Source organism: Peteryoungia desertarenae (assembly GCF_005860795.2).
GTDB classification, from domain to species: Bacteria; Pseudomonadota; Alphaproteobacteria; order Rhizobiales; family Rhizobiaceae; genus Allorhizobium; species Allorhizobium desertarenae.
In genome coordinates, this window is record NZ_CP058352.1 from 1 (window position 1) to 13,157 (window position 13,157).

A 13,157-nucleotide genomic window follows, 5' to 3' on the forward strand; every position below is an offset into this window, starting at 1 on the left:
GAAAGTTTCTCCAGCAGTATATGACTCTCACAAAGTGCGATCTATATTTTGCCGATAAGGCCGTTCTCGTAGAAGGGGCGACGGAGCGAATCCTCATGCCCCGCATTATCAAGCTCATTGATGGCGGTGACCTACTGCCGCCAGAGAGTAAGCTCGGTCGCCAATATGTCACCATCATCGAAGCTGGTGGAGCGCATGCGCAGGTATTCTACCCGCTAATTGAGTTCTTAGAACTGAAAACGCTGGTTATTGCTGATTTAGATGCCGTGAAGTTGGTCGAATCAAAGTGGAGGAAGTGCCCCTGCGTGGAAGGCGAACGCACATCAAACTCGGCGCTTAAGACGTGGTTTAACGATAAAGAGATCTCCATTGAGGCATTGATCGCCAAAGAGACTGCGGACAAGACCAAACGATTCTGCCGCATCGCTTACCAGATCCCCGAGGAGGGCTCAACGCACTGTGCGAGGAGCTACGAGGACGCCCTAGTCCTCGCAAACCTGTCTGACTTCGGAATCCCCAACGACGCTGATGCGGCCAAAAGAGCTTGGGAGGTCGCGCAGGATTTCAGGAAGTCTGAGGAGGCTATCAAGTACGCAATCCGGGAGCAAAGCTGGAACGTCCCCAAATATATCGAAGAAGGACTCGCTTGGCTGGCCAAACCACCTCCGACCATCTTTTCGGAAGGCGAAATGGCATGACGACAGAAGCACCATCACCGGCAGTTATTGCAGCTCAAGATGCTCAAGACCGCCTTGAAAAGTGTCTTGGATTGGGTAAAAACTTCAGGCTTGAAGCTGGAGCAGGCGCGGGCAAGACCTATTCCCTCGTAGCCGCGCTTAAAAGGCTTGTTACTGAACGTGGTGCGGCCCTAATGCAAGCTGGCCAGCAGATTGCCTGCATCACCTACACAGAAGTTGCTCGCAACGAGATCGCGCAGGAGATCGAGGAACACCCAGCGATCCTCGTAAACACCATTCACGGCTTTGGATGGTCGTTCATATCTCGCTTCCAGAAACAGCTTAGGGCCCTGGTAGCAGCGCAAGATTCGCGACAGGAAGCGATTACCGCTGCAGGCGGCATTCACAATCAGATCGTCGAATACAACCTCGGTTTTTTCGACATTGATAGTAAGCGGATCACGCTACAACATGACGACGTGCCCCGTTTTCTCGCTAGTTTGTTGGCGAATGCGAAGTTCCAGCGCATTTTTCAGAGCCTTTATCCAATTGTGTTTATCGACGAGTACCAGGATACTGATCCACTCGTGATGAGCGCGCTCGCAGAAAACTTCTTCGTAACTGGCACTGGACCTGTTATCGGCCTTTTTGGCGACCACTGGCAAACGATTTATCGCAAGGACTACCAGCTCGCCGATTTTGCCAATGTCGAGGGTATCGACAAGGGTTCAAACTTCCGCTCGGTCGCTGCAATTGTTGATGTGCTCAACCGTCTTCGCCCGGAGCTCACCCAAAGTGTCCATGACGAAGCCACGAAAGGCGAGGCTCGTTTCTTCCACTGCAACGCCTACGCCGGAGCACGTACGGATTCTGTGCATGCCAAGCGAGAACTGCCGCCAGAGATCTCTGTTAAGTTCATCGAGAGTCTGAAGAACACGCTTATCGCTGACGGTTGGGATCTAGACCCTAGGCGGACCAAAATCCTGATACTAACCCATAACGCCATCGCCGCAGAACGCGGCTACCCTAATCTCGCGGACATATTTGACCGCAAAGAATCGTTTGTAAAGAAAGAGGATGCTACAATTGCGTTTCTCGCCGACACAGTAGAGCCGGTCTGTAACGCGTATGCGGTCGGCAATTTCGGAGAGATGTTCCGCCTCCTTGGCGGCATTCCGACAATCAGGCGGCCAGCAGATAAGACGGAATTGCGCTCTCAGATGGACAAACTCATCGAGCTGCGAAAGAGCGGCACGATCGGTGAGGTGCTGGATTACCTAAAGCAGATCAAACGACCGCGTCTTACCGACAGAGTTGCAAGTCGCGAAGAGGAAATAGCTGCTCTCGGACCTGATGAGACCGAAGAGGAATCCAACTCGCTCAAGCGCCATCGAAAGCTCCGGAACGTCCACTACAAGGAGATCGTCGCGCTTGTCGAGTTCATTAACGGCTTCACACCGTTCGCCACACAACATAGCGTTAAAGGAGCGGAGTTCGAGAATGTCCTAGTGATTCTGAGCGGCGGCTGGAACCACTATAACTGGCCAAAGTACCTTGAGCTTCGGCATACTGGGATAATTCCTGCGAAGGATCAAGGCGGTTACTACCGTGCCCGAAACCTTTTTTATGTTGCAATCTCCCGACCGAAAAAGCGGCTCGCAGTTCTTGCTACGCAGGAGCTTAGCGCAACTGCACTGGCATCGGCGGTCGATCTGTTCGGCAGTGAGCATGTTCACGCACTTCCTATTCCGTAACAGGGTGAGTAAACAAAACGACCGTTTTCCGTACACTCTCCCCTGCCCTGCGTTCAGCCCGCCAATTCGGCGGGCTTTTTGTAAGGAAAATATGTCAGGATTTCTATTGACCGGAAAAGGCTATGGGCGCACTATCCTTACATGAAGATAGGATATGCACGCGTCTCGACCGCCGACCAGAATCTCGACATGCAGCGGGACGCCCTTACCCGTGCCGGATGCGAGAAGATCTTCGAGGAGAAGAAGTCCGGCAAGGCGGGCAGCAAGCGCCCCGAGCTTGAGGCCGCCCTCGCGTACCTGCGACCCGAGGACGTGCTGGTGGTCTGGAAGCTTGACCGGCTTGGCCGTTCTCTGGTCGAAATGATGCGCACGATCGACAAGCTGCGCGCCGACGGCATCAAGTTCCGCAGCCTGACCGAGGAGCTGGACAGCGAGAGCGCCCAGGGCCGGTTCTTCCTGCAGATTCACGGGGCCATGGCGGAATACTTTCTGGATCTGAACCGCGAGCGGACCATGGAGGGCCTGAAAGCCGCCCTCGCCCGTGGCCGCAAGGGTGGCCGCAGGCCAAAGCTGACCGAGGACGACAAGAAGGCTGCACGGGCCATGCTCGCAGCCGGTGATATCTCGATTGCCGAGATTGCCCGGCGGCTGGGGATCAGTCGTGTGACGTTCTATGATTATTTCCCGCAGGCGCGGGCACGGGCGCAGGAGGGCAAGCTGTGAGCGACGTCTATCTCACCCGCATCGATGCCAGCCGGAACATGGCCCGCTACTACCGGATGACCGTCCAGCCCACCCTGTTCGGGGAATGGGCCTTGGTGCGCGAATGGGGCCGGATTGGCCGTGGCGGGCAGGTCAAGACCATCACCTGCCCTTCCGAAAGCGAAGCTGCTTCCTCACTCGCTACCCTTAGCCACCAAAAAACCCGGCGTGGCTATCAGGCCGTGGCACTGCAATCTCCGGTCTCGGGCTGACGCCCATCTGCTCCTGTTCGGTCTGAGGGAAAGGGTGCGGTATGCCCGACCCCTTGCCCGTATCCATCCCCTGCCCGCTCCTTCGCTACGCTCCCGTGTTGGGGAGGCCAGCGCTCAAAGTGGCCGTGCCTTTTCTCCGCGTCCCTCCGGACCAATCAACAGGAGAAACGACATGAACATCATCACCGAAGACACCTTCATCGAGCAGTTTCAGCCGCAGGTGAACCATCATTCCCCAAGCGCGCGTTGCTGCCTTTTTCAAGCATTTGGCGCTGACTTGAAAGCCGTCACAGCTGTCAAGCCGGCGCATGTATGGACATTGATCGAGGCCGATGGCGCGATGTATCTTGTCAGCGGACTCCGCTTCAGTAACCAGCGCGCCTACGTCCTGACCTCACAGCCGGTTCCGCTCGGTGAAGAGTATTCCGTGATATTGGGCGGCGTTGATTGACCGAAGTTCTGTGCCGCCAGAAAGCCGGTTAAAGCCGGCACTGCCGCAGGAAGCCGTTTATCAGAGCGACGGTACCCACCTTGTCCGGCGTACAGGCTTCCATGGGCACCTCGCGGTAACGCATGGTGCCGCTGACAATGATCGTGCCACTGGCAGCGTCGGCGATGAGCGCCTGCGTGCCGGAGGTGACACGGTCGCCACTCGCGCTGCCCGTAATCGCCACACCGTTCACCGTCAGCGCGGTGGCGGATATGTTGGTGGCCGTCAGGCGGCTGTTGGCATTGTCCCACGTCAGGCCCGCCGAGGCATCGAAACTGCCGCCGGTGTTGTACTGGATTTGGCCGGTGGAGCCGCCTGCGCTGGTGCTGCCGCCTGAGAGCGGGTTGTTCCAGCCGTTGGAGGTGCCGTTGAACTGGCAGTAGGTGACGGCGACGTTTTTGGGGCGGGTTTCGGCGCCCCCTGTGGCTTGAGTGTTATAAAATCCAGTGCTTGATGCATTATTGCTATCAACCAAACCATATGCGCCAAAAGTGCCTGCAGGAATACCAAAGCTGTGTGAGTGGCTTCTCAACTCATCCGCCTGTACCGCCCCCGGCGCCCGTGTCCCATCGGGGTCATTCCCCGCGCCGTTATCAATCCCGCGCAGGAAGCGGCCACGGGCGGGGGTGTACTCGCTCCAGCCGGTGGGGCAGGTTGTGCTGGCAAAGGCGCTGATGGTACCGGCGGGGATACCGACACCCATGACCTGCCAGCCGGAGCCGGTGCAGAGTTCCAGCGCAGTGTTGCTGCTGTTGTAGCGCAACGTTCCAGCGTTGGTGCTGGTGCAGGCCGTGATCGTGGTGCTGCTGGCTATTTGCACGGCGGTGGTGGAAATGGCGGTGGACGACACCTGTGCGGCGGCAACATTGGGCAGGTAGCTTTGGGCGCTACCGAGGTAGCCCCATGTGGTGCCGTTGGTGGACAGGCTGACGATGGCCGTGGCGCTGTTGGCGGTAACGGCAAGGGTGCCGGAGGTCAGGCGGTCGCCTAATGCTCCGCCCCCTGCCCCGCTGTTGCCGATGAAGTTGAAGGCTCGGCCTTCGGCGTAGAGTTGGGAGATGGATTTGCCATCACAGTTTGTGGAACCGAGATATGTCGGCTGGGTTGAGCTGAACGAACCGGTGGAGCTTGATGATGCGAACCCAATTTGGAAATGTTGTGTAGATTCAATGATGCGGAAGATGCCTTCGCCAATGTAATGGTAGATGTAAGATTGGCCAGCTCCAGAGCCACTTGCCGTAGTACAGAAAAGAGCATCCGGCCAACCGGGCACCATGCTGGTCGTTCCCGAAATCACCGTGGTGGCGCTAGGGGTAGCGTTGACCCAGCTGGTGCCGTTGTAGGTGAGGACTTGGCCGGTGGCGGGGGAGGCAAGGGCGACATCCGAGAGCCCGCCGAGGTCGGATGCACCGCCGCCGGAACCACTCCCGCCAACCGCATTGATGAGTGCGCCTTGGAAGTAGGTCCAGCCACCATTTCCGTGAACGAGGGTACCACCCTCATTGTAGACGAAGGCCTCGACATAGTCGGTGGTGCCGTTCATCTGCACGATTCCATTGACCATTCCGAATGAAGCATCAGCCGTCGTATGCCCGACAAACAGGCCCGATCCATTCTTGTTAATACTTACTTGGCAAGCGGTCGAGCTGCCTTCGTAGCAGTACGCCGAGGCCGAAAAATAATAGATGCCCGGCACCGTAGGAGTGAAACGGCTCGTGGTGGTATCAAAGTTATTGTTGGTATCAAAAACTTCGGTGCTCCACGTCAGTTTTGTGTGGGTATTGGCGGTGACTGTTTGGTTGACACCGTTCTTGTGAACACTGAAGGCAACCTGAGAGCCGGAAATCAAAGAGGACGCAGATACCGCGTTCCAACGCGCGCCATCGTACTGGAGAACGCTGCCGAGAGTGGCGTTGGTGGTGCTGACATCGGTAAGGCCAGATAGGGCGCTGGCGGCGGTGCCGGAGCCGCCACCGAAAAACTTTGCCTGTCCGCCTGTGCGAAGCGCGGCCAACGACGCATTATTGCATGTCGTGGAGGTGATATTCCCATCGCCACCGAACTGGATAAAGTTACCGTCTGTTTCGCTGAAATCTAAAAGGTAGCGAGCAGCGCCTATTTGCAGAACATATCGCACGGTTGTCTGGTAATCCGGCTCGTCTAGCCACCATGTGTAAGTGTTTCCTGAAAAGTTGCCGCTTGTGACTTGGCAGACAAGCGCGTCTGGGAATCCTTCACGCAGTGCGCCTACTGTGCTGGTAGACCCGCTAACCGAGCTTCCGAACGAACTCACAGGAATGCCGTTGATGGTGGTAGCGCTGATGTTGGTGGCCGATACGCTGTTGGCAGCCAGATTGGGCAGGTAGCTTTGGCTGCTGCCGAGGTAGCCCCATGTGGTGCCGTTGGTGGTGAGGCTGACGATAGCGGTGGCGCTGTTGGCGGTGACGGCGAGGGTGCCGGAGGTGAGGCGGTCGCCAAGGGCTCCGCCCCCTGCCCCGCTGTTGCCGATGAAGTTGAAGGCTTTGCCTGCTGAGTACAGTTGGCTTATGGATTGGCCTTCACAGTCGGTGGTGTCGGTTTGAGATCCAGATGCCCATTTTGAAACATAAGAACCAGCTGAATTGAATTGCAAGGTGTAAGTGACAGAGTCCGAAGCCCATGCATAGTTAACATTGTTCGTGCCAGCTTCCTTGTAGAATTGCCAAAATACATTTTGTCTGCCGGTTGGTGCGGGCGTGCCGCCTGTGTCGGTACACAGCAAGGCGTCTGGCCAGCCGGGTAGCATAGACGTCGTTCCCGAAATCACCGTGGTCGTGCTGGGCGTAGCATTGACCCAAGCGGTGCCGTTGTAGGTGAGGACTTGGCCGGTGGCGGGGGAGGCAAGGGAGACGTCGGTGAGGGCCGAGAGGGCGGTGACACCGGTGCCGGATATGAGGCCGTTGCCACTGGCGAGGAGGGAGCCGGAGAAGAAAACCTGATTGCTGTTGGCTAGGACGCTGGTAGCAGTCTGCCAGGTAAACAATTCCACATAATCGGTGGTACCGTTCATGTACACGATTGTTGAAACAGGGACGGTCTGATCCGTCGTCGCTGCCGTGTTGTTTCCCCCAGCCATGGCTAGGTTGGCACCGTTTTTGTAAATCGCCGTGTAGCAATAACCGCCAGATCCCTGAAAACAGATTGAGGACCCGACAAACAGATACGTGCCGGCGACGCTCGGCGTGAAGCGGCTCGTTGCGGTGTCAAAGTTGCCGTATGTGTCGAAGTCTTCGCCCGAGAACGTGAGCTTGGTCCATGTATTGGCGGAAATCGTTTGAACACTGCCGCCTTTGTTAGCTCTGAAAGCCGGAACATTCGTCGGTGAAGCACCCGAACCGAGCGCGCTGACCGCAATCCCATTAATCATCGTGGCGCTGATGTTGGTGGCCGAGATGGCGTTACTGGCGAAGTTGGGCAGATAGCTGGCACCACTCCCCAGATAGCCCCACGTCGTCCCCGTTGTGGTCAGGCTGACGGAGTCCACCGTAAGCCCCGCCGTGGCATGGATGCGGCCCGTGGGGCTGATGGTGGGAGCAAAGCCAGGGCAGCCGATATCGCCGCGCGAGGATTCGCCAATGCAGATGCGGCTGTCAGAGACGCCGAGGGTCGCTGAAATGATCGCGATCTCGCCCCAGTTATTGGCGTGGGCGGGTGGGCTTATGGCCGCCAGTACGGCGAGGAGCCATGCCGCCGCGACACCCTTGAAGATGCGCGTGAGCGGGGGCTTGCCGAGCCAGATCATGAACGAAGCCTACCCGCTGTGGCCGGTTTGCGCACCTGAATTGCCTCTTCCTTCAGCAAGATGCTGCCGGTTCGGTGAGAGTGGTGTGACTTTCCGGTGATGAGCCGAGACGATGCATGGCTCGGAAGATCCGTCCGCCCCTAAGCAGGCCCGCCGGGTGCTGACCGAGGACGACAAGACAGCTGCACGGGCCATGTTGGCCGGCGGAGGTTATCCGGCGGCTAGGGATGAGTAGAGTCACGTTTTATGATTATCTCCCGCAGGCGCGGGTCAGATCTCAGAATGGAAAGCTGTGAGCGATGTTTATCAGACTTGCCTTGATGCCAGCCGGAACATGGCCCGGTACGGTCGGCTGACCGCGCAGCCCACCCTGTTCGGGGAATGGGCCTTGGTGCGCGAATGGGGCCGGATTGGCCGTGGCGGGCAGGTCAAGACCATCACCTGCCCTTCCGAGAGCGAAGCCGCGTCCTCACTCGCTACCCTTAGCCGGCAAAAGACCCGACGTGGCTATCAAGCCGTGATACTGGACGACGTTAAACAGCGGCTTTGAGGTTACCGCCCCTGCTTCATCGCGCGGATCTCTTCGCGAATAGCTTGCAGCTCGCGGGCGTGGTTGTCGTTGGCAGCTTTGAGAGCCTCATTCTCAGCTTTTAGTCTGGCAAAATCCGCTTTCTGCGCGGTTGCCAGCTCCTGCACCGATGCAACCAGCGAGGCGATCATATTGATGTAGGAGACCGACTTGGTCTTTTCCTCATTATCCGCTGTGCTTACTAGCTCGGGCCAGACCTTCTCGACTTCTTGCGCGACGAACCCGTACTGGACGCCCTTGGCGGTTTTCGGGTCCTTCCACTCATACTGGACGGGGTTCAATAGCTTCAACCGTTGCAGTTCAGTTGATGGCTGGAGATCGACAATATTCTTCTTCAAGCGCATGTCCGAGCGTTGCGCCATCACACTGTAGTAGAGACCAGAAGCTGCTATATCCCACGTTGCTAGTCCCCCGCCCCAACCACCGGGAAAATCCGTCCGCCAGCTTGCTCCATCGGTGGCTGGTATGATCACGTTGGCAGGAGAATTCGTGTCGCCGTTGATAAACATTCGTGTTTCCATAGTCGCCACGGCTCCGGCGATACCTGCCGGGGCTGTATAAAATGCGATCTCTCCAGAGCCACTACCAAGGTGTACGGTCGTTGCTGCCCCGTTAACTTGATATCTCCAGTTACCGTCATCGAACCTGGCATTGTTCGAAATGTTGGCTGCGGTATGCGTGAGGAAGAGCGAACCCGCACCATTCCCGAATTGGGCAACGGTTTGGTTTCCACCTCCGGATGAAGTCCCCGAAACATGGAATTCTTGCTGCGGACTTGAAGTACCAATACCCACGTTACCGCTTTCCGCAATGACCATATCCGCGACGTGGTTAGAGCTCGTGTGCCTACCGAAGTACATTATGCCAGCATTCTGGACAATTGAGCGATGCGTTACTCCTGCGGTTCCTGGGACGGTAGAATTGGTGAACATAATCCCATTCCCGTTCCAGTTCGTATCGGAGATGTGGCCCAGAGCGACTTGGCCCTGAGCAATAGCTCGCGCTGTCGTGGTACCGGCCACGACTAAGGGAGCGGCTGGAGCTATGGTCCCGATTCCGACGTTGCCTGTACCGGTAATGCGCATGCGTTCCGTTTCGTCGGTACCAAACACGAGTGCCCGTGACGCGCTGTTATGATAGATATTCATGCCGTTAGCATCCAGAGCGATTGCTCCGGAATAACCATTACCGGCGATTCTGAGGTGTCCGGAAGACGTGTTAGACATCGGGATGTTGCTGGAGTTGACGATACTCAGGTTGGCGTTCGCCGATGGGAATGATCCTACCCCTACATTCCCGGAGAAATATCCATTTGTGCTCGAAATCCCGTTCAGCATAGTGACGCTGATACCTGGAACCACAAGCTGTCCGGCAGTGTCGAAATAGCCGGTGGTGACCCCGCTGGTGGTGATGGAAATGACCCCGCCGCTTTGGGCAGTGATGCCGGTGGTGGCGGAAATAATGCGGTCACTGACACTACTTAAAGCCTCCCAACTGCTGCCGTTGCGGCAGAACTGGAAGTCTCCGCCGGTATAGCGGATGGCGCCGGTGCGGCTGGCGTCGCAGGCTTCGCCCCCGCTGGCGATGCGGAGGGTGCCGTTGACCTGCAGGGTGGTTTCCGGCGTATTGGTGTTCACACCTAGCCGTGCGCCGCCTGATCCGGTAAAGGCGTAGCTACGCAGCGAGCCCTCGTTGGTGTGGAAGCCGTTGGGCGACACGTAAGTGCGCACGCCACCGTTGTTAAACTGGATATTGCCACCATTCACCACGCCAAGCTCGCCGGCGACGGTCAGCCAGTAGTCGGCGGTGGTGGCAAAGTCGGAGCCGTCGCCGATGTAAGCGCCTTCGCCGCGTACGTCCAGCGTGATACCGGGGCTTGAGGTGCCGATACCGAGGCGGGTATTGGCGTTGTCCCACACCAGCCCGCTGCTGGCGGCAAAGGCGCCGCCGTTGTTAAATTGCACTTGGCCGGTAGAACCTGCCGCACTGGTGCTGCCGCCCGGTAGCGGGTTGTTCCAGCCGTTGGAGGTGCCGTTGAATTGGCAGAAGGTGATGGCGACGTTTTTGGGGCGGGTTTCGACCGCAGTGCGAAACCCAAAGTTCGATCCCGCGCCCCCGGCGGCGTTGTACGAAGCCCATTGCATTGCAGGATCAGAAGGGTAAGGGTCATAGATTGCCGATCCGGCTGTTGTCATCGCACTGTTAGAAAGTTGCCAGTTACCTCCACCTAACGTAGCCCCTGGGTTGTAAATTTGAAGTGTGTGGAAGTGGTCCTGAAAGGCATCCGCCTGCGTGGCACCCGGCGCCCGCGTGCCATCGGGATCATTCCCCGCACCATTATCAATCCCACGCAGGAAGCGGCCACGGGCGGGGGTGTACTCGCTCCAGCCGGTGGGACAGGTGGTGCTGGCGAAGGCGGAAATGGTGCCTGCCGGAATACCCACACCCATGACCTGCCAGCCGGAGCCGGTGCAGAGTTCTAGCGCCGTGTTGCTGCTGTTGTAGCGCAGGGTACCGGCGTTGGTGCTGGTGCAGGCCGTGACCGTGGTGCTGCTGGCGATTTGCACCGCCGTGGTGGAAATGGCGGTGGACGAGACCTGTGCGGCGGTGAGATTAGGCAGGTAGCTTTGGCTGCTGCCGAGATAGCCCCAGGTTGTGCCGTTGGTGGAGAGGCTGACGATGGCCGTGGCGCTGTTGGCGGTGACGGCGAGGGTGCCGGAGGTGAGGCGGTCGCCGAGGGCTCCGCCCCCTGCCCCGCTGTTGCCGATGAAGTTGAAGGCGCGGCCTTCGGCGTAGAGGGTGGCTATGGATTTGCTTGAACAGTCCCCCACGTTGTTACCGCCTGTGTAGTTTCCAGATCCGTTGAATACTACATAATGCAGGTAGGAGGAAGCATCTGACATTGGAGCTGTGTAATAGTGTTCACTTGCTGATGTATAATCATGATACAGAATGCGAAATCCGGATGAATTTGTGCAGAAGATAGCATCCGGCCAACCCTCCACCATGCTGGTTGTCCCCGAAATCACCGTGGTCGCGCTTGGCGTGGCATTGACCCAAGCGGTGCCGTTGTAGGTGAGGACTTGGCCGGTGGCGGGCGAGGCAAGGCTGACGTCGGTCAGGCCAGAGAGAGCGGTGGCGCCTGTGCCGGAGACAAGGCCGTTGCCACTGGCGAGGAGGGAGCCGGAGAAGAAGCTGCCGTAACTCGAAAAGGTTGTGCCATTGGTGACACCATAGATCTCAATGTAGTCCGAGGTTCCGTTCATTGGCACTATGGCAGATGCGTGTGGCTTGATATCACTGGGGCCATTGGCACCTGCATAAGTCAACATTGTACCGTTTTTGTAGATACCAATGTAACAAGCCACGCCTTGCAGGCAGTAGTTTGATGCTACGATCAGGTAGTTACCATTGATGGTGGGAGTAAAACGGCTGTTGGCGGAATCGTAGTTGGCGTAAGTGTCAACTTCCTCGGCGCTGAAATTGATCTTGACCCAAGCGTTCGCAGTTACCCCGGTTTGATCTGACGCCATGACGGCACGAAACGCCGGAACATTGGTCGGCGAAGCGCTGCCACCGAGAGCGGTGACCGAGATGCCATTGATAGTGCTGGCGCTGATGTTGGTGGCCGAAATGGCATTGCTCGACAGGTTCGGCAAGTAGCTGGCCCCGCTGCCCAGATAACCCCACGTCGTCCCCGTTGTGGTCAGGCTGACCGAGTCCACCGTAAGCCCCGCCGTGGCATTGATGCGGCCCGTGGGGCTGATGGTGGGGGCGAAGCCGGGGCAGCCGATATCGCCGCGCGAGGCTTCACCGATGCAGATGCGGCTGTCGGAGACGCCAAGCGTGGCGGAGATATGCGCAAGCTCACTCCACACCTGTGCATGGGCTGAGGTTGCCACTAACGGACACAACAGACTCAAGGCGACAAGAGCAAAGCGCATAGAGCTATCTCCCCCTCTTACACGTGTACAGTCGATCATTGACCATATGGAACGTCCCGACATTGTCGGTATTGCACAGCGCGGGATCGGGTGCCGTCTTGCCGCTGACCTCGTCCCGAGCTTCCGCATGGATGACCTGGGTCGGGCTGGGTTGGCGTGTATGTGCGGTTGCCTCTTCGGCATGGGGCAAGGCTGGCAGGCCGCAGACGGCAGCGACGAGCAAGGCGCATAAGATTCGGGGCATCATGCAGACCACCCTGCCGGAGTTAAGAATCTCCGTCACGTCAGATGCCTACAGGTTCAGCAGCGAACCGCTTGGTTTAGGTTCATGACGACTTTCCGGTGATGAGCCGAGACGATGCGGCCCACCTGCGCGAGGGGGTGTGGGGAGTCCATGCCCGGCCCGCACCAACCGAGTTGGGCAGGACACCCCTCCCCTCCCCCGCGTCCTTCGGTGGCGCGCTCCGGCGCATCAACCAAGGAAAGCCTAAGCCATGACCGACAAGAAAACCGCCCGCATTGCCGAACTGAACGACGTGCTGCGCACCACCTTCCTGACCGGCAGGGTACTGATGACGGAAGGGATCCGCGCCCTCCCCGACGCGCTGCAAAGCCGCATCGTTGAGGCCGTGCAGAACTTCACCGCCTTCACACCGGACAACGACCCGCATGGCGAACACGACTTCGGCGCCATCACCCTCGACGGCAAAAAGGTCTTCTGGAAGATCGATTACTACGCGCCGGACATGCTGCACAGTTCGGAAGATCCGTCCGATCCCAAGCAGACCCGCCGGGTGCTGACCATCATGCTGGCGGGGGAGTATTAACTCCCCTGCCCTGCCGGGCGTCCTGCGAGACGCTCCGGTGCTCCGCTATGCTGGCGCCATGAGACGTATGGGGCTTTTCGTGTTGACAGGTGCGCCGGTGGCGGCGGGTACGGCGGAGATC

The 13,157-nt window shown here is 58.2% G+C and carries 9 protein-coding genes; 7 read left to right on the plus strand and 2 right to left on the minus strand.

The window, feature by feature from the left end; translation table 11 throughout:
* The 5 genes from FE840_RS20620 to FE840_RS20640 all read left to right on the plus strand — a co-directional run.
* The coding region (locus tag FE840_RS20620) for a TOPRIM nucleotidyl transferase/hydrolase domain-containing protein (RefSeq protein WP_343058681.1) at positions 1–698 on the plus strand (698 nt) is incomplete at its 5' end.
* The gene (locus FE840_RS20625; protein WP_138289557.1) at positions 695–2,431 is read left to right on the plus strand and encodes a UvrD-helicase domain-containing protein; all 1,737 of its coding nucleotides are present in this window, start codon (positions 695–697) and stop codon (positions 2,429–2,431) included. The genes FE840_RS20620 and FE840_RS20625, both read left to right, overlap by 4 nt.
* 141 nt (positions 2,432–2,572) lie before the next feature.
* Positions 2,573–3,154, plus strand: a complete 582-nt coding sequence (locus FE840_RS20630) for a recombinase family protein (RefSeq protein WP_138289555.1) — start codon at positions 2,573–2,575, stop codon at positions 3,152–3,154.
* 38 nt (positions 3,155–3,192) lie between these two features.
* Complete coding sequence (locus FE840_RS20635) at positions 3,193–3,405, plus strand: WGR domain-containing protein (RefSeq protein ID WP_425502244.1); 213 nt, start codon at positions 3,193–3,195, stop codon at positions 3,403–3,405.
* A 172-nt stretch (positions 3,406–3,577) separates the two neighbouring features.
* Positions 3,578–3,856, plus strand: a complete 279-nt coding sequence (locus FE840_RS20640; RefSeq protein ID WP_138289807.1) for a hypothetical protein — start codon at positions 3,578–3,580, stop codon at positions 3,854–3,856.
* A gap of 28 nt (positions 3,857–3,884) precedes the next feature.
* On the opposite strand, the gene FE840_RS20645 is transcribed toward FE840_RS20640, so the two are convergent.
* Positions 3,885–7,676, minus strand: coding sequence for a beta strand repeat-containing protein (locus tag FE840_RS20645; protein WP_179028230.1), 3,792 nt, complete (start codon positions 7,674–7,676; stop codon positions 3,885–3,887).
* Between the two features lie 292 nt (positions 7,677–7,968).
* Between FE840_RS20645 and FE840_RS20650 the strand changes: the two genes are divergently transcribed.
* Entirely contained in the window at positions 7,969–8,226 is a 258-nt protein-coding gene (locus tag FE840_RS20650; protein WP_246318977.1) for a WGR domain-containing protein, read from the plus strand.
* Between the two features lie 2 nt (positions 8,227–8,228).
* Here the strand turns inward: FE840_RS20650 and FE840_RS20655 are convergent, their stop codons facing one another.
* The gene (locus FE840_RS20655) at positions 8,229–12,209 is read right to left on the minus strand and encodes a tail fiber domain-containing protein (protein WP_179028231.1); all 3,981 of its coding nucleotides are present in this window, start codon (positions 12,207–12,209) and stop codon (positions 8,229–8,231) included.
* A gap of 494 nt (positions 12,210–12,703) precedes the next feature.
* Between FE840_RS20655 and FE840_RS20660 the strand changes: the two genes are divergently transcribed.
* Positions 12,704–13,036 (plus strand): DUF3768 domain-containing protein, encoded by a 333-nt coding sequence (locus FE840_RS20660; RefSeq protein ID WP_138289605.1) that lies wholly within the window; start codon positions 12,704–12,706, stop codon positions 13,034–13,036.
* Positions 13,037–13,157: the final 121 nt, after the last annotated feature.